The sequence below is a fragment of the Roseateles saccharophilus genome (assembly GCF_004342485.1).
GTDB classification, from domain to species: domain Bacteria; phylum Pseudomonadota; class Gammaproteobacteria; order Burkholderiales; family Burkholderiaceae_C; genus Pelomonas; species Pelomonas saccharophila.
The window spans coordinates 105,082-130,378 of sequence record NZ_SMBU01000010.1 but is presented as its reverse complement, the minus strand read 5'-3'; the positions used below and the strand labels follow the sequence as shown (position 1 = coordinate 130,378).

The following is a 25,297-nucleotide window of genomic DNA, read 5'->3' as shown; positions in this document are numbered from 1 at the left end:
GTCAGGATTCGTTGGGGTTGAACTGGCTGTCCTTGGGCGGCGGCGCAACCTGGGAGCGCAGCAGTGTGGCGGCCAGGCCGGCGCCGATGATGAGCAGCATGCCGACGGTGGCGGACCAGGTCAGCGGGTCCTTGAACAGCAGCATGCCGTAGCCGAAGGAGAAGACGATGCCGAGGTATTGCAGGCAGGCGTTCACCAGCGGGCGGCCGATGGAGTAGGCGCGCGTCAGGCAGACCTGGGCGGTGGTGGCCAGCACGCCGACCGCGAGCAGCAGGCTGGCGCTCCACAGCGTGTGGCCGTGCAGCCCGCCCTCGGCCACGGCCGTGATGAGGGCGCCGGCCACGCAGCCACCGATGGAGAAGTAGAAGACGACGCGCAGCTCGGGCTCGCCGACGCGGCCCAGGGCCGTCACCTGCAAGTAGGCCATCGCGGCGATCATGCCGGACACCAGGCCGGCCAGGCCGTGCCAGAGCTGCCGCTGGTCCAGCGTCGGATGCAGGATCAGCGCGACGCCGGCAAAGCCCAGCAGCACGGCCGCCATCAGCCGCCAGTCCAGGCGCTGGGCGCCCAGCAGCACGGCGCCGCCGAGCAGGAACAGGGCCATCCAGACCGAGGACATGTAGTTCAGCGTCATGGCCGTGGCCAGCGGCAGCTTGCCGATGGCATAGAACCACAGGCACAGCGACGTGACGCCGGAGATGCTGCGCCACAGGTGCATGCCGGGCAGCCGGGTCTTGAGGCTGACGCCATGGCGCTGCGACAGCAGGGCCATCATCACGGAGCCGACGAGGCCGCGGTACATGACGATCTCGCTGGCCGCGTAGAACTCGCTGGCCAGCTTGACGCAGACGCCCATGGTGGCGAACAGCAGCGTCGCCAGCACCATGAGCACCTGGGCGGGCATCAGACGCTATCGCCTGGATTCATGCCCATCTGCCCGCGGAACCACTCGTGGAAGTGCTGCATGCCGTCTTCCATCGGGCTCTGGTAGGGGCCGACCTCGTCGTCGCCGCGCATCATCAGGGCCTTGCGGCCGGCGTCCATGCGCTCGCCGATCTCGTCGTCCTCGATGCAGGTCTCCATATAGGCGGCCTGGTGGGCCTCGACGAAGTCGCGCTCGAAGGCGGCGATCTCCTCGGGGTAGTAGAACTCGACGAGGTTGACGGTCTTCTGCGGCGACACCGGGTGCAGCGTCGACACGACGAGCACATGCGGGTACCACTCGACCATGATGTGCGGGTAGTAGGTCAGCCAGATCGCGCCGGCTTGCGGCGGGCGGCCGGCGCGGTACTTCAGCAACTGGTCGTGCCAGCGCTGGTAGACCGGCGAGCCGGGGCGCTCCAGTTCCTTGTGCACGCCGACGGTCTGCACCGAGTGGTGCTTGCCGAATTCCCAGGCCAGGTCGTCGCAGGTGACGAAGCCGCTGAGGCCGGGGTGGAAGGGGCCGACGTGGTAGTCCTCGAGGTAGACCTCGATGAAGGTCTTCCAGTTGTAGTTGCACTCGTGGACCTGGACCTTGTCGAGCACATAGCCGCTGAAGTCCAGCTGCGCACCCGGGCCGAGCCGGGCCAACTCGGCGGCGACGTCATGGCCGTTGTCCTCGAACAGCAGGCCGTTCCATTCGCGCAGCTTGTAGCGGTTCAGGTTCAGGCAGGGATCGTGGTCGAAATGCGGCGCGCCGATCAGTTGGCCCTGGTGGGAATAGGTCCAGCGGTGCAGCGGGCAGACGATGTTGGCCTGGGTGTTGCCGCGCCCGCGCAACATGACCGCCTGGCGGTGGCGGCAGACGTTGGAGATCAGCTCGATGCCCTGGGCCGAACGCACCAGCGCCCGGCCTTCGCCTTCCTGGGGCAGGGCATAGTGGTCGCCGATTTCAGGGACGGCCAGTGCATGGCCGACATAGCGGGGCCCTCGCTGGAAGATGCTGGCCTGCTCGCGCTGGAACAGATCGGGGTCGAAGTAGGCGCTCACCGGGAGCTGGGTCTGGCTGCGTTGTAGCGCCGAGACGGGAAGGCTCAGGTCGGACATGATCCAGGCGGGTCTTTCAGGCGGAATTGGGTGCTGCGTCCCTCCGGCGCATCTCGGGGTGTCGAGTCGGCCAGGTTGCTGTGGGTTGAGAGGAGAGGAGCTTTGCCGCGCGCGCTCGCGCTCGGGAAAGAGGGCGGGATTCTACCTGGGGCCGCCGCGGCCTGCCGGTGTTACGCCTTGTGCCACATGGATGCCAAAACCGGCTGACTACAATCGCCGTTTCGCGTTTTGAAATGACCAAGTCTTCCCCCCGCACCAAGGCCGCCGCGACGGACGGCAGTGAACTCAGCTACGAGCAGGCGCTCGACGAGCTGGAGCGCCTGGTGGCGGCGATGGAAGGCCAGCAGCTGCCGTTGGACCAGCTTTTGCATGCCTACAAGCGTGGTGCCGAACTGCTGGCCCTGTGCCGCGGCCGGCTGCGCGCGGTGGAGCAGCAGGTCAAGCTGCTGGACGACGGTGAACTGAAGGCCTGGGAGGGCTCCTGAACGATGGATGCAAAGGACTTTGACCATTGGGTGGGCACGTCCCTGGCCGCCTTCGAGGCGGCCCTGGACGGCCTGGTGCCGGCGAACGCGCCAGCCGGCCTCGGCGAGGCGATGCGCTACGCCGTGCTGGGCGGCGGCAAGCGGCTGCGGCCCCTGCTCGTGCTGGCCAGTTGCGCGGCCGTCGGCGGCAACGCCTTCGCCGCGATGCGCGCGGCCTGCGCGGTCGAGCTCATCCATGCCTATTCCCTGGTGCACGACGACATGCCCTGCATGGACAACGATGTGCTGCGCCGCGGCAAGCCGACCACCCATGTCGCCTTCGGCGAGGCCCAGGCCATGCTGGCAGGCGATGCGATGCAGGCGCTGGCCTTCGATGTGCTGACGCCGGATGATGGCATCGCGCCCGCGCTGCAGGCGCGGCTGTGCGCGCTGCTGGCCCGCTCGGCCGGCCACGACGGCATGGCCGGCGGCCAGGCCATCGACCTGGCCAGCATCGGCAAACCGCTGGACGAGCGCACGCTGCGCGACATGCACCGGCGCAAGACCGGCGTGCTGCTGCAGGCCAGCGTGATGATGGGCGCCGCCTGCGGCCCGGCCTCGGCGCAGGCGACGAAGTCGCTGTCCGACTACGGTGCCGCGCTAGGCCTGGCCTTCCAGGTCGTTGACGACATCCTCGACGTGACCCAGGACTCGGCCGTGCTTGGCAAGACCGCCGGCAAGGACCAGGACGCCAACAAGCCCACCTATGTCAGCGTGCTCGGCTTGGATGCTGCCAGGGCACTGGCCCAGCAGCTGCGCGCCGAGGCCAAGGCGGCCCTGGCCGCCAGCGGCCTGGCCGACACCAGTCACCTGGGCCTACTGGCCGACTCCGTCGTCGAACGCGACTGCTGAAAGGTTTAGCCATGGAGTACACGCTGCTCAAGAGCATCGACAGCCCGGCCGACCTGCGTCGCCTGCCGCGCACCGAGTTGCGCAAGCTCGCCGACGAACTGCGCGCCTATGTGCTGGACAGTGTCTCCAAGACCGGTGGCCACCTGGGTTCCAACCTCGGCACCGTCGAGCTGACCGTGGCCCTGCACTACGTCTTCAACACGCCGGAAGACCGGCTGGTGTGGGACGTGGGCCACCAGACCTATCCGCACAAGGTGCTGACCGGCCGGCGCGACCGCATGCCGGGCCTGCGCCAGCTCGGCGGCATCAGCGGCTTTCCGCGCCGCGACGAGAGCGAGTACGACACCTTCGGCACCGGCCACTCGTCCACCAGCATCTCGGCGGCCCACGGCATGGCGATGGCCGCCAAGCTCAAGGGCGAGAACCGCAAGGCCTTGGCCATCATCGGCGACGGCTCGATGACGGCCGGCATGGCCTTCGAGGCACTGAACAATGCCGGCGTGGCCCACGGCGGCCTGCTCGGCGACGTGCTCGTCATCCTGAACGACAACGACATGTCGATCAGCCCGCCGGTCGGTGCGCTGAACAAATACCTGGCCCGCCTGATGAGCGGCAGTATCTACACCGCCGCGCGTGAGGGCGCCAAGAGCGTGCTGAAGAACACGCCGCTCTACGAGTTCGCGCGCAAGTTCGAGGAGCACACCAAGGGCATGGTCGTGCCGGGCACGATCTTCGAGGAGTTCGGCTTCAACTACGTCGGCCCCATCGACGGCCACGACCTCGACGCGCTGATCCCGACGCTGGAGAACCTGCGCGACAAGAAGGGCCCGCAGTTCCTGCACATCGTCACGAAGAAGGGCGCCGGCTACAAGCTGGCCGAGGCCGACCCGGTCAAGTACCACGCCGCCTCGGGCAAGTTCGACCCGGCCGTGGGCTTCGTGAAGCCGGCCACGCCGCCCAAGACCACGTTCACGCAGGTCTTCGGCGAATGGCTGTGCGACATGGCCGAGCAGGACGAGCGGCTGGTGGGCATCACGCCCGCGATGCGCGAGGGCTCGGGCATGGTCGAGTTCCACAAGCGCTTCCCGCAGCGCTATCACGACGTCGGCATCGCCGAGCAGCACTCGGTCACCTTCGCCGCCGGCCTGGCCTGCGAGGGCGTCAAGCCCGTCGTCGCGATCTATTCCACCTTCCTGCAGCGCGCCTACGACCAGATGGTCCATGACGTGGCCATCCAGAACCTGCCGGTGCTGTTCGCGCTGGACCGCGCCGGCATCGTCGGCGCCGACGGCGCGACGCATGCCGGCAATTACGACATCGCCTACACGCGCTGCATTCCCAATATGGCCGTGCTGACGCCGGCCGACGAGGACGAGTGCCGCCAGGCGCTGTACACCGGCTTCCTGCACGATGGCCCCGTGACGGTGCGCTATCCGCGCGGCGCCGGCGCCGGCGTCACGCCGGTCAAGCAGATGACGGCCCAGCCCTGGGGCAAGGGCGAGATTCGCCGCCGCGGCCAGCGGATTGCCGTGCTGGCCTTCGGCACGCTGCTCTACCCGGCGCTGGAGGCCGCCGAGCGGCTGGACGCGACGGTCGCCAATATGCGCTTCGTGAAGCCGCTGGACACCGAGTTGGTCGCCGAGCTGGCGCGCACGCATGACGCCCTGGTCACCGTCGAGGACGGCTGCATCATGGGTGGCGCCGGCAGCGCCGTCACCGAGGCGCTGAACGCGGCCGGCCTGAACGTGCCGGTGCTGCAGCTGGGCCTGCCCGACGAGTTCGTCGAGCATGGCGACCCGGCCAAGCTGATGAGCCTGTGCGGCCTGGACGCGGCCGGCATCGAGGCCAGCATCGTCAAGCGTTTCGGCGCCAAGCCCCAGGTCGTGCGCTCGAGCGCAGCCGGCTGAGCAGCTCGCCTACCAACGGCTGCGCCGGCCGGTGCAGCGGGATCAGCGCGCTGACGCGATAGGGGATGGAAACGGCCAGCGGCCGCACGGCCAGGCCGGCGCCCGCGCAAGCCGCCGCTGTCAGCGGGTTGACGATGGCCAGGCCCAGGCCGGCCCGCACCAATTCGCAGACGGCGACCGCGCTATGCGTCTGCAGGCGCAGCCGGCGAGGGATGCCGGCCGTGTCGAAGTGCGTATCGATCTCGCGCCGGTAGGGGTCGTCGGCGGCGAGGCTGATGAAGTCCTGGCCGGCGAAATCCACCAGCGCCAACTGCTCGCGCGACGCGAGCGCGTGACCGGCCGGCAGCACGGCGACCTCGTCGGCTTCGAGAACCGGCTCGACGCGCACGCCCGGCAGCGGCGTGGCCTGCTCGGCCAGGCCGAGGTCGAAGCGCTGCTCGCCCATCCAGGCGTCCAGCAACGGCGGCTCGGCCGGCGTGATGGACACGCGCGCCGCCGGGTGCTCGGCCAGCAGCGCCGCGAGCGCGCCCGGCAGCAGCGCGTGGCTGAGCGCCGGCAGGCTGAGCACGCTGAGCTCGGTGTCCTCGGCGCGGCCCAGCCCTTTGGCGCGTTCGATGACGCGGGCCAGTCCCTGGAAGCTGCGTTCCACCTCGTCGAACAGCGCCCGCGCCCGCGCCGTCGCCTTCAGCCGGCCGCGCTCGCGCTCGAACAGGGCGTAGCCCAGCAGCTGCTCCAGCCGCGCGAGGTCGCGCGAGAGCGTGGGCTGGGAGGTGTGCAGCAGCGCCGCGGCGCCGGTGACGCTGCCAGCCGTCATGACGGCGCGGAAGACCTCGATGTGGCGGTGCTGGATATCCATATCAGAATTGAATTGTCTTCGAATAAGTTTCAATTTGATTGAATGAATTGTGGCGCGCATGCTGCGAGCCATGACCAAGCCCCTGCCTTCCGCCTTCACGCCCTCCCGCCTGCAAGCCCTGGCTGCCGAACACGGCACGCCACTGTGGGTCTACGACGCCGCGACCATCCGCGAGCGCGCCGCGTCGCTGCAGCGCTTCGATGTCGTGCGCTTCGCGCAGAAGGCCTGCTCCAACGTCCACATCCTGAAGCTGCTGCGCGCCGAGGGCGTCAAGGTCGACTCGGTGTCTCGGGGCGAGGTGCTGCGGGCGCTGGCCGCCGGCTATGTTCCGGGCGGCGACGAGATCGTCTTCACGGCCGACCTGTTCGACCACGCGACGCTGGCCACCGTCGTCGAGCACCGCATTCCCGTCAATGCCGGCTCCATCGACATGCTGCACCAGCTCGGCGCCGTGTCGCCCGGCCACCCGGTCTGGCTGCGCATCAACCCCGGCTTCGGCCATGGCCACAGCCAGAAGACCAATACCGGCGGCGAACACAGCAAGCACGGCATCTGGCATGGCGACCTCGGCGCCGCGCTGGCCGCGATCCGCCAGCACGCGCTCAGCCTCGTCGGCCTGCACATGCACATCGGCTCGGGCGTGGACTATGGCCATCTGGCCCAGGTCGGCCAGGCCATGGTCGGCTTCGTGCGCGAGGCCGTCGCGGCCGGCCATGACCTTCACGCCATCTCGGCCGGCGGCGGCCTGTCCATTCCCTACCGTGGCGTCGACGACCCCATCGATGTGGATCACTACTTCAGCCTCTGGGATGCCGCGCGTCGCGAGGCCGAGGGCCTGGTGGGGCATCCGGTGACGCTGGAACTGGAGCCCGGCCGCTACCTCGTGGCCGAGAGCGCCGTGCTGCTGGCCGAGGTGAGGGCGGTCAAGAGTGCGGGCGCCAACCGCTTCATGCTGGTGGACGCCGGCTTCAACGAGCTGATGCGCCCGGCCATGTACGGCAGCTTCCATGCGATGACGCTGCTGCCACGCGACGGCGCCCGGCGCCCGCTGCGCGACTGCGTCGTGGCCGGCCCGCTGTGCGAGTCGGGCGACGTGTTCACGCAGGCGGCCGGCGGCGAGGTGCTGATGCGCGAGCTGCCCGAGGCCGAGGTGGGTGACCTGCTCGTCATCCACGACGCCGGGGCCTATGGCGCGTCCATGTCCAGCAACTACAACAGCCGGCCGCTGGCGGCCGAGGTGCTGGTGGACGGCGGCGCGAGCCGCTTGGTCCGCCGCCGCCAGACCGTCGAGGAGTTGCTGGCGCTCGAAATCTGAGCGCGTCCAGCGCCTGGGACCGTTAGCTCGAAGTCCGGAGATCATCCGGCCATGAAGCTCGTTCCCATTCTGCAGGTTGGTGGCCACATCAAGGCGGGTGCCGCGCTGCCCTTCGGCGTCCGGGATGCCGAGGGCAAGCTGCTGCTCGCCAAGGGGCAGATCGTGCCGAGCGAGCAGATGCGCGAGGCGCTGCTGAACCGCGGCGTCTTCGTCGACATGGACGAATTGCGTGACGCATCCGCCCGTGGTGCCGACGGCGGCGTCGCCGCCGGCGAGGATTTCTTCGGGCGCTGGGAGGGGCTGCAGACGCGCCTGTCCACGCTGCTGAGGGCGCCCCAGGAGCCGCTCTTCCTGCCGCGCGTGAAGGAGTGCGCCGCGCAGCTGATCGGCTGGGTGGAGCGCTTCACGGACCAGATGCTCTTCGTCGTCGTGCAGCATGACCACAGCCGCCACGAGGTCTACGGCCTGGCCCATCTGCTGCACACGGCCGCCGTCTGCGCCGTGGTGTCGCGGCGCCTGGGCTGGGCGCCGGAGCGGCAGAGGAGCCTCGTCGGCGCGGCGCTGACGATGAACTTGTCCATCATCGACCTGCAGGGGCGCCTGGCCTCCCGCGGCGGCAAGCTGCAGCCGCCGCAGCGGGCGGCCATCAACCGCCACCCGGACGAGGCCGTCGCCTGGCTGCGCAACGCCGGGCTGGATGACGCCGAATGGCTGTCGGCCGTGGCCCAGCACCATGAGCAGCCGGGCGGCGGCGGCTACCCGCAGGGCCTGGCCGAGCCCTGCGAGACGGCCCAACTGCTGCGCCTGGCCGACATCTTCCTGGCCAAGCTCGCCAGCCGCGGCGGCCGTGCCGGGCTGCCCGCGCCGCAGGCGGCCAAGCTGCTCTACACGGGCAGCAACGGCCATCCCTTTGCGGCGCTGCTGGTCAAGGAGTTCGGCATGTTCCCGCCCGGCACACTGGTCAAGCTCGCCAGCGGCGAGACGGCCGTGGCCGTGCGGCGCGGCGCATCGGGCAGCACGCCCCTTGTCAGCGCGGTCATGAACCGGCATGGCGACCCGCTGGGCGCGCCGGTGCGCCGCGACAGCGCCCAGGCCGAGTACGCCATCACCGGCCTGGCTGCGCCGCAGACACTGCGCGTCAAGCTCAGCCCGCACCAGCTTTTCGACCGCCGCTACGAGGCTTGAACCGGCTTCCGGCCGGGCGAGCGATAGGTTGGCTCAATGATGATGATTTGATTAACGTTTTCAACCAAAACTCTGTTTTCGATATAGTTATGCCTATCCCATCAACCGCCCCTTCCGGAGCTTTCGAATGTCCCTGATCAACACCCAAGTCCAGCCCTTCAAGACCGAGGCCTTCCACAACGGCAAGTTCGTGACCCTCACCGAGGAGTCGCTCAAGGGCAAGTGGTCCGTGCTGATCTTCATGCCGGCCGCCTTCACCTTCAACTGCCCGACCGAAGTCGAGGACGCCGCCGACAACTACGCCGAGTTCCAGAAGCTGGAGACCGAGGTCTACATCGTCACGACCGACACCCACTTCTCGCACAAGGTCTGGCATGAGACCTCGCCCGCCGTCGGCAAGGCCAAGTTCCCGCTGGTCGGCGACCCGACCCACACGCTGACCAATGCCTTCGGCGTGCATATCCCCGAAGAAGGCCTGGCCCTGCGTGGCACCTTCGTCATCAATCCGGAAGGCGTCATCAAGACGGCCGAGATCCACTCCAACGAGATCGCCCGCGACGTCAAGGAAACGCTGCGCAAGCTGAAGGCTGCCCAGTACACCGCCAAGAACCCCGGCCAGGTCTGCCCGGCCAAGTGGAACGAAGGCGCCAAGACCATCGCCCCGTCGCTGGATCTGGTCGGCAAGATCTGATGCCTTTTGCAAGGGGCCCGGGAGGGCTCCTTCCCTCCGCAGAGTCGAACAGGCTCTGCTGAAAGGGCCTCCACCCGGGACCCTTTCAGCAGTGGCCCGCCCCGCCACGTCACCCTGAAAGGATTACCGCCATGTTGGACGCCGCCCTCAAGACCCAGCTCCAGGCCTATCTGGAGCGCGTCACGCTCCCCTTCGACATCGTCGCGACGCTGGACGACACGCCCGCCGCCGCCGAGATGCGCGAACTGCTGGCCGAGATCGCCGAGATGAGCGACAAGATCACGCTGCGCACCGACGGCAGCGATGCCCGCAAGCCCAGCTTCCTGCTGCGCCGCGCCGGCAGCGAGCAGAGCCTGCCTGGATCGTTGAGGTTTGCGGCCATCCCGCTCGGCCACGAATTCACCTCGCTCGTGCTGGCCCTGCTGTGGACCGGCGGCCATCCGCCCAAGGTCGAGCAGGCCACGGTCGATGCCGTGAAGGCGCTGGACGCGGACCTCGACTTCGAGGTCTATATGAGCCTCACCTGCCACAACTGCCCGGACGTCGTGCAGGCGCTGTCGCTGATGGCCGTGCTGAACCCGCGCATCAAGACCACCGTCATTGACGGCGGCCTGTTCCAGCGCGAGGTCGAGGGCCGCGAGATCATGGCCGTGCCGGCCGTCTGGCTGAACGGTCAGCCCTTCGCCTCCGGCCGCATGACCCTCGAAGAGATCGTCGCCAAGCTGGACACCGGCGCTGAATCGGAAAAACAGGCGCGCGAGGCAAAGAAGCTGGCCGCCGAGGCGCCCTACGACGTGCTCATCATCGGCGGCGGCCCCGCCGGCGCAGCGGCGGCCGTCTATGCGGCGCGCAAGGGCATCCGCACCGGCGTCGCCGCCGAGCGCTTCGGCGGCCAGGTCAACGACACGCTGGGCATCGAGAACTACATCTCCGTCTCCGCCACCGACGGCCCCAAGTTCGCCGCTGCGCTGGAAGGCCATGTGAAGGACTACGAGGTCGACATCCACAACCTGCAGCGCGCCGAGGCGCTGATCCCGGCCGGGCAGCCGGGCGGCCTGGTCGGCGTGAGGCTCGCCAATGGCGCGACGCTGCAGGGCAAGACCGTCATCCTGACGACCGGCGCGCGCTGGCGCCATGTCGGCGTGCCCGGCGAGGCCGAGTACAGGAACAAGGGCGTGGCCTACTGCCCGCACTGCGACGGCCCCTTGTTCAAGGGCAAGCCGGTCGCCGTCATCGGTGGCGGCAACTCGGGCGTCGAGGCCGCCATCGACCTGGCCGGCATCGTCAAGCATGTGACGCTGCTCGAGTTCGCGGCCGAGCTGCGCGCCGACGCGGTGCTCGTCAACAAGCTCAGGAGCCTTCCCAACGTGACCGTCATCACGCAGGCGCTGACGACCGAGTTCACCGGCACGAATGGCAAGCTCGACGGCCTGAACTACACCGACCGCGCGAGCGGCGAGGCGAAGCGAATCGAGATCGACGGCTGTTTCGTGCAGATCGGCCTGGTGCCCAACACCGAGTGGCTGCGCGGCACCGTTGAGCTCAGCAAGCACGGCGAGATCATCGTCGACGCCAAGGGTGCGACTTCGATGCCCGGCGTGTTCGCCGCGGGCGACGTGACGACGGTGCCCTTCAAGCAGATCGTCATCGCCGCCGGCGACGGCGCGAAGGCGGCCCTGGGTGCCTTCGACTACCTGATGCGCAGCTGAGCTGCTTGTTCATGCCCGCGACCTGCAGGTCGTGGGCCTTCGTCGGGCGTCGGACAGCACGCAGGTGCTGTCCTCGGTCCCGACTCAGCGCAGCGTGTAGCCGCGCCCGTCCATGCAGGCCTCGACGGCGCGCTGGAACACGCTCGAGTCGGACATCGCGGCCTGCTGCGTCGTGGCCCAGCGGTTGCATTCGCGGCTGTCGGCTTCGATCTGCGCGTTGCTCTGCCCGTTGCGCGGATAGATGACCGGCGCGGGGCGGTTCGGCGCAGGCACCGGCGCGGGCGTGTACACAGGAGCCGGCGCGTACACCGGTGGCGCGGGCGGCGGCAACGGGGCCGGTGGCGGCACATAGACCGGCTCGGGCGGTCGATCACCCTGGCTGGCCAGCGCGATCAGCGGTACTGCGATGGCCAGGCCCAGGATCAGTCCGCCCAGGCCCCAGCCGTCGTGATCGTGATCGCGGTGGCGGTAGGGCGGGGGATCGTAGTGGCGCGGGCCGGCACCGGCCAGGCCCGTCGAGGCCACCAGGGCGGACACGATCAGCGTGCGGAGAAAGGGCTTCATGGCGGCCTCGCGCGGAAATCCAAGCTGCTCAACTCGGGCATCGGGCGACAGTTGACGCCATTCCGGCCCGGCGGTCTGTAAAGAACCGTCCGCCAACGGCCCCGAATTCTCAGAGCTTCAGCTGCGCGAACGCCGCCTGCAGGCCGGCGACACCGCCGACGCGCTGGTCATTGATGAAGACCTGGGGCATCTGCCGAACGGCGGGGCCGCACTTCTCGTAGAAGGCCAGGCGCTGCGCCTCGTCGTCGATCTTGATCTCCTCGAAGCCCAGGTTTTTCGCCTTCAGCAGGCTTTTGACGGTATCGCACTGGGGGCAGGCGGACTTGGAGTAGACGACGATATTGAGTTGCATGGCTCGAGTGTAGATAGCCACGCAGGCTCAGATCGGCCTGACCGTCAGCGCCCGGCGCGTCTGCCACAGGCCTTCGGCGCTGTAGACCGCCAGCGCGCCCCAGATGCAGGCGAAGGCCACGAGGCGGTTCGCGTCCATGGGTTCGTGGAACAGGAAGACGCCGAGCAGGAACTGCAGCGACGGCGACGCGTACTGTACGATGCCCAGCGTGGCGAGCGGGATGCGCCGCGCGCCGGCTGCGAACAGCAGCAGCGCGCCGGCCGTCACCGGCCCGGTGCCGATCAGCCAGGCCCAGTCCGTGGTCGTCTGCCCGGCGAGGTCGCCGGCCTGCCACCACCAGGCCAGGCCCGCGACGGCCAGCGGCGCGAGGATCAGCGTCTCCAGCGCCAGGCCCTCCAGCGCGCCCAGGGCCGCGGTCTTGCGCATCAGGCCGTAGAGGCCGAAGCTCAGCGCCAGCACCAGGGCCACCCAGGGTAGCGTGCCGGCCGCCAGCGTCAGCCACAGCACGCCGAGGGCCGCCAGCCCCACGGCCAGCCACTGCACCGGCCTTGGCCTTTCGTGCAGCACCGCAAAGCCCAGCGCCACGTTGACCAGCGGGTTGATGAAATAGCCCAGGCTCGCGTTGATGACCTGGCCGTGGCCGACGGCCCAGACATAGGTCAGCCAGTTCACCGCGATCAGCGCGGCCGACAGCGCAAAGCGCCGCCACGTCGCCAGGCTCACGCTCTTCAGCCAGGCCAGGCGCCCCGTCGTGAGCATGACGACGGCGACGAACACGAGGGACCACAGCGTGCGGTGCGCAACGATCTGCAACGCCGGCACGGCCGCGATCTGGCGGAAGTAGAGCGGGAACAGCCCCCAGCTCAGATAGGCGCCAAGGGCGTAGAAGATGCCTCGATTCATCGGTGCATTCTCGGCGGGCGCCCCGCGCCTGCCGGAAGCCAGGGCTTTCGGCACTGGAACTCGGCCAGGGCAGGGCCGATGATGCCGCGCATGGCCCGCATCGAGTTCACGCCCCAGCTGCGCCGCTTCGTCGACACGCCCGTCGTCGACACGGCGGCGGCCACGCTGCGCGCGGGCCTGGACGCCGCGTTCGCGACCAACCCGCGCCTGCGCGGCTACATCCTCGACGACCAGGGCCATCTGCGCCCCAATGTCGTCGTCTTCGTCGACGGCCGGCGTGCGCGCGACCTGCGCGGGCTGTCCGATCCGCTCGGCCCGGGCAGCCGGGTCCACGTCCTGCAAGCACTCTCTGGAGGCTGAACCATGACGACTCAAGACCGCGCCTGGGCCGCGACCCGCAAAGGCCTGTTCGAACTGCGCCGCCGCGGCGGGGGCTGGCAGATCGAGAACCTCAGCTTCCTCGCCGACCCCGTCACGATGCTGCTGCCGCCCGACGCCTCGGGCCATATGCTGGCCGGCCTCAACCTCGGCCACTTCGGTGCCAAGCTGCACGCCAGCGACGACGCCGGCCGGACCTGGCGCGAGGTGGCGGCCCCCAGCTTCCCGCCGCAGCCTGCCGGGGCCGAGGGCCCGGAGTGGAAGCTGCAGCAGGTGTTCGCGCTGGAGCGCGCGGGCGACGCGATCTGGTGCGGCAGTGTGCCGGGCGGGCTGTTCGTCAGCCGCGACAAGGGCGAGTCCTGGCAGCTCGACGAGATGCTGTGGGGCGACCCGCGGCGCCTGCAGTGGATGGGCGGCGGCAACCCCGCGCCGGCCCTGCACTCCATCTGCCCATATCCCGGCCGGCCGGAGGAACTGCTGGTCGGCGTTTCCTGCGGCGGCGCCTGGCGCACCACCGACGGCGGCCGGACCTGGGGCCTGCGCGCCAAGGGCATGCGCGCCGACTTCATGCCGCCCGAGCTGGCGGGCGACGAGAACTCGCAGGACCCCCACCTCATCGCCCGCTGCCGCGCGGCGCCGGACGTGCTCTGGTGCCAGCACCACTGCGGCATCTTCCGCTCCGAGGACAACGGCGCCAGCTGGGTCGAGACACAGGCGCAGCCGTCGAGCTTCGGCTTCGCCGTCGCCGCGCATCCGGCCGACCCGCAGACGGCCTGGTTCGTGCCGGCCGTCAAGGACGAACGCCGCGTGCCGGTCGATGCGGCCCTGTGCGTCACGCGCACCCGCGACGGCGGCAAGAGCTTTGACGTGTTGCGCACCGGCCTGCCGCAGCAGCACTGCTACGACCTGGTCTTCCGCCACGGCCTCGCGGTGGACGACGCCGGCGAGCAATTGATGATGGGCTCGACGACCGGCGGCCTGTGGGCCAGCGCCGATGCCGGCGACAGCTGGCAGACCGTGTCGGCCCATCTGCCGCCGATCTACGCGGTCAAGTTCGGCTGATTCCTTCTTTCCACGCCAGCCCAGGGAGGGGCCTTTGAAAATTTGCTGCGCGGCACTTGCCGCCCTTTGCATGGCCGCGCCCGCGCTGGCCGACACACCGTCCGAGCCTCCCAAGTACGAACCCCGCGAGCACTACACCAAGTACGAGTACCGCATCCCGGTGCGCGACGGCAGCAAGCTCTTCACCGCCGTCTACGTGCCCAAGGACCAGACCCGACGCTACCCGCTGCTGATGACGCGCACGCCCTATGGCTGCGGTCCCTACGGCGTCGAGGGCGACGGCGTGCGCCACATCGCGCCCAACGACGACTTCCTGAAGGCCGGCTACATCTTCGTCTGCCAGGACGTGCGCGGCCGCTTCATGTCCGAGGGCACGTTTGTCGAGATGACGCCGCACCGGCCGGTCAAGAAGCTGCCCACCGACACCGACGAGAGCAGCGACACCCATGACAGCGTGCAATGGCTGATCGACCACGTGCCGGGCAACAACGGCCGCGTCGGCCTCTGGGGCATCTCCTACCCGGGCTTCTACACGTCGGCGTCCATCATCGACTCGCACCCGGCCATCAAGGCCGCGTCGCCCCAGGCGCCGGTGACCGACCTCTATATGGGCGACGACAGCTTCCACGGCGGCGCCTTCATGCTGGCCGCCAACTTCGGCTTCTACACATCCTTCAAGCCCCAGCTCACGCCTGTGAAGCCGCCCAAGCGCTGGCCGGAGTTCGACTACGGCACCGCCGACGGCTATGAGTTCTTCCTGCAGTTCAGCAACCTCGACGCGATGGCCGCGCGCCTGGCCCAGGATGGCAAGCCCAACCACTATTTCGACGACCAGCTCGGCCACGACAGCTACGACGCCTTCTGGAAGACACGTGCGATCACGCCCCATCTGAAGAACATCCACGCCGCCGTGCTGACCGTCGGCGGCTGGTTCGATGCCGAGGACCTGGCCGGCCCGCTGGCCACCTTCCGCGCCATCGCGAAGCAGAGCCCCGCGACCGACAACCGCCTCGTCATGGGCCCCTGGGTGCACGGCGGCTGGATAGGCGCGCCGGGTCGCAGCCTGGGCCGCGTGCAGTTCCACCAGCCCACGGCCGAGCAGTTCCAGAAGGAGGTGCTGCTGCCCTTCTTCGAGCAATACCTGCGCGACGCGCCCGACCCCAAGGCGCCGAAGATCGCCCGCGCCACCGTCTTCGAGACCGGCACCAACATCTGGCGCCACTACGACGCCTGGCCGCCGCGCGAGGCCCAGGCCCGCAGGCTCTATTTCGCCGCCGGCGGCCGGCTCAGCTTCACGCCGCTCGATGCGGCCGAGCCCGCCTTCGATACCTGGACCAGCGACCCGGCCAAGCCTGTGCCCTTCGTCGGCTACACGACCCAGGGCGTGCCGCAGGAGTACATGGTGGGCGACCAGCGCTTCGCGTCCACCCGGCCCGATGTGCTGACCTACCGCAGCGACGTGCTCGAGGAGGACGTGACCCTCGCCGGCCCCATCACCGCGAGGCTGTTCGCATCCACGAGCGGCACCGATGCTGACTGGGTCGTCAAGCTCATTGACGTCTACCCCAGCGACCTGGAAGAGGAAGAGGGCGCAGCGCCGAAGAAGCGCCAGCCCCGCAGCGAGGATGCCGAGGCGCCGGATGCCCCGCTCGCCGGCTACCAGCAGCTCGTGCGCGGCGACCCGCTACGCGGGCGCTTCCGCAAGGGCTTCGAGGCCGCCGAGGCCATGGTGCCGGGCCAGGTCGAGGAGCTCAGGGTCGAGCTGCAGGACATCAACCACAGCTTCCGCCGCGGCCACCGCATCATGGTGCAGGTCCAGAGCAGCTGGTTCCCGCTGATCGACCGCAACCCGCAGAGCTTCGTGCCCCTGCGCAGCGCCAAGGCCGAGGACTTCCAGGCCGCCACGCAGAAGCTCTACCACGGGAAGGGCCAGGCCTCGGGGCTGGACGTGAAGGTGCTGGCGCCGCACTGAGGCAGGCCCCGGTGCCGTGTCTGCGGCGCTATCCTGTGCCAGCCGCCACCGTGGAGGCCGACATGCCGAGACGACTGCTGATGCTGCTGGAGATTGAACACTTCAATGCAGGCCGCGCCAATGCTCACTCTGCGGCTTTTGGCGCTTGAATGTTCCCCGATTTGTTCCCCTACGCCAGCGACGCTACCACCCAAGCCCTGCGCTGTTCACGCGATCAGCCGGCGCGTGCCCTGGACACCATAGCCTTCACGCCCGGAGCCATGTTCACAGGAACCAGGGTGGTGCCGGGGTGGGCGTTCTGGAACACGCGGAATACCTCATCAGCGAAGGCCTGACCGATCTCGGCCACGGCGGTGAAGTCCAGCACCACGGTCTGGAAGCGCTCGAAACGCATGGTCAGGCGCTTGGCCTGCGAGCGCGAGACGAGTTTTTCGCCTTCGTGCTGGGCAAGGCGCACCGGCACAAGGGTCTTGGCAAAGGTGTATTCCTCGGGAGCCGCGAACTTGTCGAACACCTCGCGCGTGGTGCGCGGGCTGTCGTTGGCCAGTTGCATGAACACCGTGGTGCCAGGGGCTGCGGCGTCGCGCTCGAAGAGCACGTCCACCTTGCCGTCGTCGTGGGCGAAATGCGCCAGCCCCGAACGGATGTCGAACACATCGAACACCTTGGACGAGAAAAAGATGCCTTCGCCCGAGTGGTTGGCGGGATCGGTGGTGAACTTGCCCTTAGCTAGCTCCAGGATGGCCTCACGCGGGTCGAACAGATCCAAAGCACGCTGGATGCGCAGGAAGATGCCTTCACCGTCGTCCACCACCCAGGCCTGGGTGAATAAGGCATTGCGCCGCAGGCCCACATGCACCTGGGGCGAGCCAGAGTGGTCCACCGCATTGTTGATCATCTCGGTCAAGCCGTAGTGCCAGACGTCGCGCACGTTCTCGGGTAGGTCAGCCACGACCGGAGCCAGCAGGCTCTGCCAGACCCGCTGCTCGGAGAGCCCCGCGCGCTCGTAGGAGTGCTGCACCTCGCTGGTGGTGCGCAGGGCATAGCGCACCCCGGCACCATGACCAGTGCGCTCAAGCAGCCCTGCCTTTACGGCCTTGAGCAGCCGCGCGCTGGCGGCCTGGCGGGTGAGGCCTAATGCAATGGCCAGCCGCGTGGCCACGTTGCGCGCGTCAGCCGCCACTAGCCGTAGAAGCTGGAATTCGTCTGCGGTTGTCATACCAAAATTGTAAAGCACGTCGACAATAATTGGAAAGCATCCACAAAGAAAATGTCAAGTTGCCTCCCTTGTGATGAGGCTGGACTCCCGGCGTCGGGCTGGCGTGTAGCTGTTCATGCTCAGTTTGCCCGACCCTGCTTGTGCCATCGACGACGAGATGCGCGTCGAGATCGATGCCGGCTGGGCAGGTCGCGTCCGCCTGACGTTCAGGAAGCAGCGCTACAGCAGGCCCCGCGCCAAGTCCTCCTTCGTGGCCTGGTTCTGTCGACACGCGGAGCCCGTTGCACGAACTGGTCAGGGCGCCGGCGTCGAGAACTGACGCTGGCCGACGGGGGTGTCTTCACCCTGATCGAGCTACCGCCTTGCGTTGCAGCTTGGCAACGATCCGCTCCTGCGCAGGGTCCGAGCCGGCCTGCTGGAGCAGCCGGGCTTCATCTCGCCTCAGCCGTGCGGCCTTCGACGCAGTCTCGGGGTAGGAGCCCAGCGCCAGGCGCTTCTCCTTGCCGTCGAAGTAGTACTTCCAGAACCAGCGCTTGGAGCCGTTGGGCGCGACTTCCAAGTAAAGACCCTGGCCATCGGCAAACCGGACGCGCTTCAGTTCAGCCGGGCAAGCGGCGTTCCTGCATTCCAGGTCGGTGAGGGGCATAGGGGAACAATCCTCGGCCGGTGGGGCGATTTCGCCTCCGTTCCTCCAAATGTGCCCCTTGTTCCCCTGCGCTGCAATGCGCGGACATGATCGGACGTGACATGAAAAAAGCCCCAAGTGCTTGATGCGCCTGGGGCTTTTGCGTCTTCATGCGTTCACATGATTTGTTCTTATGGGGTGGCTGATGCTGCTCGCACCGCTGATGGCAGCAGCGGCCTGCACGCGGCCGCTGCGCGTGCCCTTCGAGGACTGGCGACCCTATTCCTTCGTCGATGCGGACGGCCATCACACCGGCCTGGAGACCGAGCTGCTCGCGGCCGTCGCCAAGGAGGTGGGTTGCGAGGTGAGCTATGTGCGCGAGGTGCCGCGCAACCGCCGCCTGCCGATGCTGACCCGTGGCGAGCTCGACCTGCTGGTCGCCGCGACCGTCGTCCCCAGCGCCGTGGCCTGGTACACGCGGCCCTACCGCGAGGAGGCCTACGGCGCCTTCGTGCGTGCCGACGCACCCATACCCAAGGCCCGCTCGATGGACGAGCTGCTGGGCGCCGGTCTGCGCCTGCTCACCCACCGCGGGCCGGCGAGCCTGGCCATCGTCGGCGAGTTCGAAGCGCGCGGCCTGCTGACCCGGTTCGAAGACTATGCCAAGGGCGTGCAGCTGCTGCAACTCGGCCGCGGCGACGTGCTGTTCGGCGACAGCATGGCCATCGCCTACGCCGCGCGCGCGGCCGACCTGCCCCTCGTCGAGCTGGCCATCCCCATGCTGCACGACAGCGTCAGCTACAAGCTCAGCCGCAAGACGCTGACCGAGGCCGACCTGCAGGCCTTCGACCAGGCCATCCAGCGCCTGGAGGCGCGCGGCGAGTTGCAGCGCATCCGCGCGCGCTGGCTGCCCGCCGCAGTCCGCTGAGCCCCTTCTCAGGGGTGGGGCACGACCAGGATCTTGCCGTCGCGCTCGCCGCTGGCTGCGGCGGCGATGGCCTCCTTGATCTGCTCCACCGGATAGGTCGCGTGGATGCGCACCTTCAGCTGGCCGGTGGCGATCAGCTTCGTCAGCTCGCCATACAGCGCCATCTGGGCCTCGCGGCTGGCGGTGCGGAACCACTTGGCCAGCCAGAAGCCACGCAGCGTCAGGTCGTTGAACACGAAGGACTGCGGCGACACGACGCAGGGTTCGCCGCTCATCAGCCCGTAGTTGATGACGGTGCCGCCCTCGGCGACGCACATCGCCAGCCGGTTCGTCGCCTTGCCGCCCACGGCATCCAGCCCCAAACGGATGGGCGCGCCCGACACCGCGTCCTTCACGCGCCTGGCGAGGTCGTCGCCATCCACCAGCACCACGTCGCCACCATCGGCCTTCACGACGGCCGCCGCGCTCTCGCGCCGCACGATGTTGACCGTGCGAAGGCCACGCAGCCGGGCCAGCTGGGTCAGGTAGCCGCCCACGCCCGAGTTGGCGACGTTCTGGATGACCCAGTCGCCCGGCTGCAGCGCGACGAACTCCGACAGCATCAGCGAGGCCGTCGCGGGGTTCACCGTCAGCATCGACAGCTGCTGCGCGTCCGCACCGGCAGGCAGGGGCACGAGGCGCTTCGCGTCGGCGACGAGATGGCTGGCCCAGGTGCCGCTGCCGGCCGGCAGCAGCACCGTCTGGCCGGCCGCGAGATGGCTCACGCCCTCGCCGACGCTGATGACGCGGCCCACGCCCTCGCTGCCGCCCACGGCCGGCAGCGGCGGCAGGATGCCGTAGCCGCCGGTCAGCATCAGCACGTCGGATGGGTTGATGGGCGCGGCCAGCACGGCCACGAGAGCCTGGCCGGAGCCCGGCGCGGGCGGCTCGAAGGCCAGGGCCTGGATGACGTCCTGCGGCACCGGGCCGCGATGCTCGTACTGCGCCTTGATGCCTTGGATGGCCATGCCGGTCTCCTGTCGGGGTTGGAGCGGAGGATTCTTATCCCGAAGCGGGCCACCGTGCATCGGGTGGCGCCTGCAGTTGCAGCGGCACGCCAGTGACCGGATGCACCAGGCTCAGCTCTCGCGCATGCAGCCACAGCCGCTGCGTGCCGAGAAAGGCGGCGACCGCGCGGTTCAGCGGCCCCTTGCCATGCGTCGCATCGCCGAGGATGGGATGGGCGATGTGCTTCAGGTGGCGGCGGATCTGGTGGCGGCGGCCCTGCAGCGGCTCGGCCTCCAGCAGGGCGACGCGGGTGGTCGGGAAGCGCGGGTCGCTGGCGACCGGCCACTCGTCGCGCCTCAGCACGTGCCAGCGGGTCTGCGCGTCGAGCATGGGCTGGCCGGCCGAGGGCTGCTCGGGGTCGCGCGCCAGCGGGTGGTCGATGAGGCCCGCGTCCTCGTGCGGCCAGCCGCGCACCAGGGCCAGGTAGCGCTTGTGCATGCATCCCTGCTCGAACATCGTGCCGAGCAGCGCGGCCACCTCGGGCGACAGCGCGAACAGCAGCACGCCCGAGGTGCCGCGGTCCAGCCGGTGCACGGGCCAGACGGGCCGGCCGAGCTGGTCGCGAAGCAACTGCAGCGCGGCCTCGTCCTCGCGGGCGGCGAGCTGGGTGCGGTGCACCAGCAGGCCCGGCGGCTTGTCGATGGCGACGAGGTGCTCGTCCGCGTGGAGCAGGGGCAGCATCACGCTCAGGTCGCCGCCTTCAAGTCGCCATCGACATAGAACCATTCGCCGCCCTCGCGCACGAAGCGGCTGACCTCGTGCAGCCGGTGCGCCCGGCCGCCGAGCTTGCTGCGGGCGACGAACTCGACCGTGCCGTGGTCGGCGTCCTGCATCGCGCTGCCCTTCACGCTCAAGCCCAGCCATTTCAGGCCCGGCTCGGGCGGTTCGAGCGCCGCCGGCCGCGTGCTGGGATGCCAGCTCGCGAGCAGATAGGGGCGCAGGTCCCGCACGAAGGCGGTGTAGCGCGAGCGCATCAGCGCCTCGGGCGTCGCGGCACCCAGGCCAAGGCCGGTGTCGAAGGCAGCGTGCAGCGCACTGCAGCAGGCGGCGTCGTCCAGCCCGGAGCCGCAGGGGCAGGGCCGGGCGGGTGAGCGTGATGGGGCGTGTGGATTGAGCATGGCAGGCACTCTACGGCCGACGCGCAGGGGCGTTGATCTGGCGCAATTCGCCGCGGGCACGCCTGCCTATCCTTGCCTCACCATCTGGTTGGTGCGGAGGTTCGACATGAAGACATCTCTGACGCTCGCGGCCCTGGTCGCCTCGGTCGCCCTGGGTCTGGCCGGCACCGCCGTGGCGAGCGAGAAGCTCGCCCAGGAAAAGCAGTGCATGGGCTGCCACGACATCAAGAAGGATGGTGCGGCACCGTCGTTCAAGAAGATCGCGGCGTTCTGGAAGGGGCGCCAGGACGCCGAGGCCAGCCTGATGCGGACCATCCAGCAGGGCAGTGTGGCCACCGGCGGTCCTCACTGGGCCAAGGCCAGGATGCCCGACCAGGCCGAACGGCCGCTCGTCAGCGAAGCCGAGGCCAGGCTGCTGGCCCGTTGGGTGTTGACGCAGTGACATCGGTGGGGGCTCGGCCGTTCCCCCGCAAACATGGGTCCGCAGGCGCGGCACGGCCGAGTTCCGTTCCTGCCTTTCATTGGAGATCACCATGAGCTATCTGCCTTCAGTTTCCGGCAGCCTGTTCGACGACCTGTTCCGCGACTTCGCACCCGGCTATGTGGTGCGGCCCCTGCACGGCGATGCACTCCCCCGCCAGATCAGGCTGGACGTCAAGGAGGATGACGGCAACTACGTCGTGCATGCCGAGTTGCCCGGCGTGGCGCGGGACGACATCCGGGTGTCCATCGACGGCGACGTCGTCTCGCTCAGCGCCGAGATCAAGCAGCACGACCAGAAGAAGGACGAGGAGCGGGTGCTGCGCAGCGAGCGTTACTACGGTGCCGTGTCGCGCAGCATCAGGCTGCCGGGCGATGTCGACGAGTCGCGTGCTGCCGCGAAGTACGACAACGGCGTGCTGACGCTGACCTTGCCCAAGAAGCCGCAGGCCCAGGGGGCGCGCAGCCTGCGCATCGACTGAACGCAGCCTGTCCGCGCGTCAGAGCGCCAGCTCCCAGCGCTCGCTGACGACGGTCTGGCCGAAGCTGTTCATCGGCTCGCTGTGCACGAGCCGGTAGCCCTCGGCGGCATAGATCGCCCTTGCCGCCGTCAGCGCGCTCTGCGTCCACAGCACGATGCGTCGGTAGCCGGCCGCACGCGCGAACTCGCTGCACTGGCGCACCAGCCGCTTGCCCAGCCCCAGGCCGCGCGCATGCGGCTCGAGCAGCAGCAGGCGCAACTGCGCGACACCCGGGCGCACGCGGCCGGTGTCGTCGTCGCGGGGCTGTACCAGCATCACGCTGCCCAGGCGCTGAGGCCCGCGCGCGGCGATCCAGCAGGCCTCGCGCTGCGGCTTGAGGCGGTCGACGAAGTCGGCGCAGATGCGCGCCACCAGGGCCTCGAAGCGGGCGTCGAGGCCGTACTCGGCCGCGTAGACGGCGCCGTGGCGCTCGATGATCCACCCGAGGTCGCCGGGCTGCTGGGTGCGGAGTTCGACCGCCGGCGCGGCTTCGGGCTCCAAAACGGCCTGTATGCATGTCATCGCGCCGGCCAGGGCCTGACGTTGCGGCGCCGAAAGCGGCGCCAGCAGCGCTTCGGCCTCGGCCTGGCTGCCGCGGTCCAGCGGCGCGAAAGCGCGCCTGCCGGCGGGGCTGAGCTTGAGCAGGGTCTGGCGGCCATCGCTCGGATGGGCCTGGCTCGTCAGCAGGCCGCGGCTTTTCAGACCGCGCAGCAACCGGCTCAGGTAGCCGGCATCGAGTTGCAGGCCCTTGCCGAGCGCCGCCGCGCTGAGCGGCGCATGGTGGGCCAGCTCCCACAGCACGCGGGCCTCGGGCAGCGTGAAGTCGCTGCCGGCCAGCGTGGGGGCGAGCACGCCGATGCGGCGCGTGTAGAAGCGGTTGAAGGCGCGAACGCAGAGCGCCTCGGCAGCGGTTTCCATACCGGCATCATCATCGAGATGCTTGCCTTTGGCAATCATCTTGCCGACGGGGCCGGGCGGCGTGCCATGATGCCCGGGCGTCAAACCGGGAGCCGCGCATGCTTCGATCCTTCTGCCTTGCCCTCGCGCCGCTGCTGGCGGTCGCACCGCTGGCCGTGGCGGCGCCGCCCACGCGCGTGGTGCAGGCCTGGCAGGCGGTGCTGGCGGACTACGACCAGCATCTGCGCGCCGCCGACCCGCTGCGGGCGGTGCTGCTGGGCGACATGGGCGCGCTGGCCCGCTGGCCGGACGAAAGCGCGCCGGCCCTGCAGCAGCGGCGGCTGTGGTTGCAGCGCCTGCAGGCGCGATTGGCGTTGCTCGAGCGGGCCGGCCTGCCGGCCGAGGACGCGCTGAGCCGCGATCTGCTGGCCGAGCGTGTCGAACTCGAGCTGCAAGGACTGGCCTTCGACGTGGCGCGCCTGCCCTATATCTCGGGCGACGGGTTCTACACGCTGCCCAACTACGCGGCCGATGGCGTCGTGCTGCGCGACGAGGCGCAGGCCCGTGCCTGGCTGGACAAGATCGCCGCGTTGCCGGCCTTCTACAAGGTGCAGGCCGACAACCTGAGGCGCGGCGCGGCGACCGGCTTCGTGCGGCCGCGCTTCATCGCCGAGGGCGCGGCTGCGGCCTTGCGCTCCCGCGCCGACCAGCCCGCCGAAGCTCACGCGTTGCTGAAGCCGCTGGCCGAGCTGCCGGCGTCCATGCCACCGCTGCTGCGCGCGCAGCTGCAGGCCGAGGGCCTGGCCCACGTGCAGCAGGCGGTGAAGCCGGCCGAGCGCGAGATGGCCGAGCTGTTCGAGCGTGTCGTGGTGCCGGCGGCCAGTTCGGCCCTGGGCATCTCGGCGCTGCCGGGCGGTGCGGACTATTACACCTACCTGATCCGCCAGCAGGCGTCCACGCGGATGTCGCCCGAAGACATCCATGCCCTCGGGCTGCGCGAGGTGGCGCGCATCGAGGCCGAAATGCGGCAGGTGATGGCCGGTACCGGCTTCACCGGCAGCGTCGCCGAGTTCTCGGCACAGCTGCGCGATGACCCGCGCTTTCGCGCTGCCAGCCTGGACGACTATGTGACCCGTGCGCGCGACGTCGCCAAGCGCGCCGACGCCCTGCTGCCCGCCTACTTCCGCCGTCTGCCGCAGCTGAGCTATGGCCTGCGCGCGGTGGCGCCGGAGATGAAGGCATCGTCCTCGGGCTACAACCCCGGCAGCCTGAAGCAGGGTGTGGCCGGCACGGTGCTGGTCGGCCGTGAGGCCGTGACCGACAACCCGCTCTACGGCCTCACGGCCTGGACGCTGCACGAGGGCGTGCCCGGCCACCACCTGCAGATCGCATTGGCGCAGGAGCGCGACGACCTGCCGGCCTTCCGCCGCATCGACGACCAGAACGCCTATGTCGAAGGCTGGGCGCTGTACGCCGAGCACCTGGGCGTGGAGATGGGCCTGTACCGCGACGCCTACGAGCACTTCGGGCGGCTGTCCTTCGAGATCTGGCGCGCCTGCCGCCTTGTCGTCGACACCGGCCTGCATGCGCAGGGCTGGACGCGCGAGCAGGCGGTGGCCTATCTGCGCGAGCACACCGCGCTGGGCGCCGGCTTCATCGAGGCCGAGGTGGACCGCTACATCGGCTGGCCGGCCCAGGCGCTGGGCTACAAGCTCGGGGAGCTGCGCATCCGCGCGCTGCGCGAGCGGGCCGAGCGCGAGCTGGGCGGGCGCTTCGACCTGCGCGAGTTCCACGACGTGGTGCTGCGCGGCGGGCCGATGCCGCTGGACCTGCTGGAGCGCGAGGTGGGGCGGTGGATCGAGACGCAGCGCGACAAGGGAAGGGCGCAGTGATGGGCATCGTCGTGTACTGGCTGGAAGGCGAAGAGGCGGCGCCTGCCTGCCAGAGCTTCGGCAGCGCTGAACTGACCCAGGCCCTGGCCTGCGCCGAGGACAGGCGCAGGCAGGGCCACCGCCACGTCAGCATCTCCTCGGAGCTGGACGACCACGTCGGTCGCGCCGGCGTCGCGGCGGTGGAGGGCGGCAAAACGCCGGACGGCGAGGCCTATGAGTGGTCCAAGGCCGGGCGGGCCGGCAGGGCGAGGCGGCGGTAGCCCAGGGAGGCG

The 25,297-nt window shown here is 69.4% G+C and carries 28 protein-coding genes; 16 read left to right on the top strand and 12 right to left on the bottom strand.

Translation table 11 applies throughout. From position 1 onward, the window contains the following. Nucleotide 1 precedes the first annotated feature (1 nt). Both EV671_RS11060 and EV671_RS11055 read right to left on the bottom strand, forming a co-directional pair. On the bottom strand, nucleotides 2-904 hold the full coding sequence (locus EV671_RS11060; protein WP_243655680.1) for a DMT family transporter: 903 nt from the start codon (nucleotides 902-904) through the stop codon (nucleotides 2-4). Further along, a complete protein-coding gene (locus tag EV671_RS11055; protein WP_132571371.1) occupies nucleotides 904-2,028 on the bottom strand; it encodes an aromatic ring-hydroxylating oxygenase subunit alpha in 1,125 nt (374 codons plus the stop codon). Before EV671_RS11055 ends, EV671_RS11060 begins: the two co-directional genes overlap by 1 nt. Before the next feature lie 233 nt (nucleotides 2,029-2,261). Between EV671_RS11055 and xseB the strand changes: the two genes are divergently transcribed. From xseB to dxs, 3 genes are read left to right on the top strand one after another with little or no spacing between them, the layout of a single operon-like run. Then, entirely contained in the window at nucleotides 2,262-2,513 is a 252-nt protein-coding gene (gene xseB, locus EV671_RS11050; RefSeq protein WP_132571370.1) for an exodeoxyribonuclease VII small subunit, read from the top strand. A 3-nt stretch (nucleotides 2,514-2,516) separates the two neighbouring features. Beyond that, entirely contained in the window at nucleotides 2,517-3,404 is an 888-nt protein-coding gene (locus EV671_RS11045; RefSeq protein WP_132571369.1) for a polyprenyl synthetase family protein, read from the top strand. Between the two features lie 11 nt (nucleotides 3,405-3,415). Next, the gene (gene dxs / locus EV671_RS11040) at nucleotides 3,416-5,311 is read left to right on the top strand and encodes a 1-deoxy-D-xylulose-5-phosphate synthase (RefSeq protein ID WP_132571368.1); all 1,896 of its coding nucleotides are present in this window, start codon (nucleotides 3,416-3,418) and stop codon (nucleotides 5,309-5,311) included. On the opposite strand, the gene EV671_RS11035 is transcribed toward dxs, so the two are convergent. Then, nucleotides 5,259-6,167, bottom strand: coding sequence for a LysR family transcriptional regulator (locus EV671_RS11035; RefSeq protein WP_132571367.1), 909 nt, complete (start codon nucleotides 6,165-6,167; stop codon nucleotides 5,259-5,261). The two genes, dxs and EV671_RS11035, sit on opposite strands and share 53 nt — an antisense overlap. 70 nt (nucleotides 6,168-6,237) lie before the next feature. Between EV671_RS11035 and lysA the strand changes: the two genes are divergently transcribed. From lysA to ahpF, 4 genes are all read left to right on the top strand, one after another. After that, nucleotides 6,238-7,482, top strand: coding sequence for a diaminopimelate decarboxylase (gene lysA / locus EV671_RS11030; RefSeq protein ID WP_415840425.1), 1,245 nt, complete (start codon nucleotides 6,238-6,240; stop codon nucleotides 7,480-7,482). Between the two features lie 51 nt (nucleotides 7,483-7,533). Continuing rightward, the gene (locus EV671_RS11025) at nucleotides 7,534-8,667 is read left to right on the top strand and encodes an HD-GYP domain-containing protein (protein ID WP_132571366.1); all 1,134 of its coding nucleotides are present in this window, start codon (nucleotides 7,534-7,536) and stop codon (nucleotides 8,665-8,667) included. Nucleotides 8,668-8,794: 127 nt separating this feature from the next. Further along, a complete protein-coding gene (gene ahpC, locus EV671_RS11020; RefSeq protein ID WP_132571365.1) occupies nucleotides 8,795-9,358 on the top strand; it encodes an alkyl hydroperoxide reductase subunit C in 564 nt (187 codons plus the stop codon). Between the two features lie 131 nt (nucleotides 9,359-9,489). Then, nucleotides 9,490-11,067: an alkyl hydroperoxide reductase subunit F gene (gene ahpF / locus EV671_RS11015; protein WP_132571364.1), complete on the top strand. Its 1,578-nt coding sequence runs from the start codon at nucleotides 9,490-9,492 to the stop codon at nucleotides 11,065-11,067. An 84-nt stretch (nucleotides 11,068-11,151) separates the two neighbouring features. On the opposite strand, the gene EV671_RS11010 is transcribed toward ahpF, so the two are convergent. The 3 genes from EV671_RS11010 to rarD form a co-directional block, all read right to left on the bottom strand. Next, nucleotides 11,152-11,631 (bottom strand): hypothetical protein, encoded by a 480-nt coding sequence (locus tag EV671_RS11010; RefSeq protein ID WP_132571363.1) that lies wholly within the window; start codon nucleotides 11,629-11,631, stop codon nucleotides 11,152-11,154. Between the two features lie 109 nt (nucleotides 11,632-11,740). After that, nucleotides 11,741-11,983, bottom strand: a complete 243-nt coding sequence (locus EV671_RS11005) for a glutaredoxin domain-containing protein (RefSeq protein WP_132571362.1) — start codon at nucleotides 11,981-11,983, stop codon at nucleotides 11,741-11,743. A gap of 27 nt (nucleotides 11,984-12,010) precedes the next feature. Next, nucleotides 12,011-12,886, bottom strand: coding sequence for an EamA family transporter RarD (gene rarD, locus EV671_RS11000; protein ID WP_132571361.1), 876 nt, complete (start codon nucleotides 12,884-12,886; stop codon nucleotides 12,011-12,013). Between the two features lie 90 nt (nucleotides 12,887-12,976). Between rarD and EV671_RS10995 the strand changes: the two genes are divergently transcribed. From EV671_RS10995 to EV671_RS10985, 3 genes are all read left to right on the top strand, one after another. Next, nucleotides 12,977-13,246 carry a MoaD/ThiS family protein gene (locus EV671_RS10995; RefSeq protein ID WP_132571360.1) on the top strand — a complete coding sequence of 90 codons (270 nt, stop codon included), beginning with the start codon at nucleotides 12,977-12,979 and terminating at the stop codon, nucleotides 13,244-13,246. Nucleotides 13,247-13,249: 3 nt separating this feature from the next. Next, the gene (locus EV671_RS10990; protein ID WP_132571359.1) at nucleotides 13,250-14,326 is read left to right on the top strand and encodes a WD40/YVTN/BNR-like repeat-containing protein; all 1,077 of its coding nucleotides are present in this window, start codon (nucleotides 13,250-13,252) and stop codon (nucleotides 14,324-14,326) included. A 70-nt stretch (nucleotides 14,327-14,396) separates the two neighbouring features. Further along, on the top strand, nucleotides 14,397-16,298 hold the full coding sequence (locus tag EV671_RS10985) for a CocE/NonD family hydrolase (RefSeq protein ID WP_132571358.1): 1,902 nt from the start codon (nucleotides 14,397-14,399) through the stop codon (nucleotides 16,296-16,298). Between the two features lie 214 nt (nucleotides 16,299-16,512). Here the strand turns inward: EV671_RS10985 and EV671_RS10980 are convergent, their stop codons facing one another. After that, complete coding sequence (locus EV671_RS10980; protein ID WP_132571357.1) at nucleotides 16,513-17,517, bottom strand: STAS-like domain-containing protein; 1,005 nt, start codon at nucleotides 17,515-17,517, stop codon at nucleotides 16,513-16,515. Nucleotides 17,518-17,632: 115 nt separating this feature from the next. Here EV671_RS10980 and EV671_RS10975 point away from each other — a divergent pair, with 115 nt between their 5' ends. Beyond that, nucleotides 17,633-17,836 (top strand): hypothetical protein, encoded by a 204-nt coding sequence (locus EV671_RS10975; protein ID WP_132571356.1) that lies wholly within the window; start codon nucleotides 17,633-17,635, stop codon nucleotides 17,834-17,836. Between the two features lie 21 nt (nucleotides 17,837-17,857). Here EV671_RS10975 and EV671_RS10970 read toward each other — a convergent pair whose 3' ends face one another. Continuing rightward, complete coding sequence (locus EV671_RS10970; protein WP_132571355.1) at nucleotides 17,858-18,163, bottom strand: Arm DNA-binding domain-containing protein; 306 nt, start codon at nucleotides 18,161-18,163, stop codon at nucleotides 17,858-17,860. Nucleotides 18,164-18,347: 184 nt separating this feature from the next. Here EV671_RS10970 and EV671_RS10965 point away from each other — a divergent pair, with 184 nt between their 5' ends. Then, nucleotides 18,348-19,070, top strand: coding sequence for a substrate-binding periplasmic protein (locus EV671_RS10965; protein WP_165917527.1), 723 nt, complete (start codon nucleotides 18,348-18,350; stop codon nucleotides 19,068-19,070). 8 nt (nucleotides 19,071-19,078) lie between these two features. On the opposite strand, the gene EV671_RS10960 is transcribed toward EV671_RS10965, so the two are convergent. Genes EV671_RS10960 through EV671_RS10950 form a run of 3 tightly spaced genes read right to left on the bottom strand, consistent with a single transcriptional unit; the run spans nucleotide 19,079 to nucleotide 21,235 of the window. After that, nucleotides 19,079-20,077 (bottom strand): zinc-dependent alcohol dehydrogenase family protein, encoded by a 999-nt coding sequence (locus EV671_RS10960; RefSeq protein ID WP_132571353.1) that lies wholly within the window; start codon nucleotides 20,075-20,077, stop codon nucleotides 19,079-19,081. 34 nt (nucleotides 20,078-20,111) lie between these two features. Further along, nucleotides 20,112-20,798 carry a pseudouridine synthase gene (locus EV671_RS10955; protein ID WP_132571352.1) on the bottom strand — a complete coding sequence of 229 codons (687 nt, stop codon included), beginning with the start codon at nucleotides 20,796-20,798 and terminating at the stop codon, nucleotides 20,112-20,114. A 5-nt stretch (nucleotides 20,799-20,803) separates the two neighbouring features. Beyond that, the gene (locus EV671_RS10950) at nucleotides 20,804-21,235 is read right to left on the bottom strand and encodes a YchJ family protein (RefSeq protein WP_132571351.1); all 432 of its coding nucleotides are present in this window, start codon (nucleotides 21,233-21,235) and stop codon (nucleotides 20,804-20,806) included. Nucleotides 21,236-21,341: 106 nt separating this feature from the next. Between EV671_RS10950 and EV671_RS10945 the strand changes: the two genes are divergently transcribed. Next, the gene (locus EV671_RS10945) at nucleotides 21,342-21,677 is read left to right on the top strand and encodes a c-type cytochrome (RefSeq protein WP_132571350.1); all 336 of its coding nucleotides are present in this window, start codon (nucleotides 21,342-21,344) and stop codon (nucleotides 21,675-21,677) included. 91 nt (nucleotides 21,678-21,768) lie between these two features. Then, a complete protein-coding gene (locus EV671_RS10940) occupies nucleotides 21,769-22,197 on the top strand; it encodes an Hsp20/alpha crystallin family protein (RefSeq protein ID WP_132571349.1) in 429 nt (142 codons plus the stop codon). Nucleotides 22,198-22,215: 18 nt separating this feature from the next. Here EV671_RS10940 and EV671_RS10935 read toward each other — a convergent pair whose 3' ends face one another. Beyond that, a complete protein-coding gene (locus EV671_RS10935; RefSeq protein WP_132571348.1) occupies nucleotides 22,216-23,154 on the bottom strand; it encodes a bifunctional helix-turn-helix transcriptional regulator/GNAT family N-acetyltransferase in 939 nt (312 codons plus the stop codon). Between the two features lie 98 nt (nucleotides 23,155-23,252). On the opposite strand from EV671_RS10935, the gene EV671_RS10930 reads away from it, so the two are divergent. Then, complete coding sequence (locus EV671_RS10930) at nucleotides 23,253-25,025, top strand: DUF885 domain-containing protein (RefSeq protein WP_132571347.1); 1,773 nt, start codon at nucleotides 23,253-23,255, stop codon at nucleotides 25,023-25,025. Then, nucleotides 25,025-25,285 carry a hypothetical protein gene (locus tag EV671_RS10925; RefSeq protein ID WP_132571346.1) on the top strand — a complete coding sequence of 87 codons (261 nt, stop codon included), beginning with the start codon at nucleotides 25,025-25,027 and terminating at the stop codon, nucleotides 25,283-25,285. The genes EV671_RS10930 and EV671_RS10925 overlap by 1 nt, the downstream gene beginning before the upstream one ends. Nucleotides 25,286-25,297 lie beyond the last annotated feature (12 nt).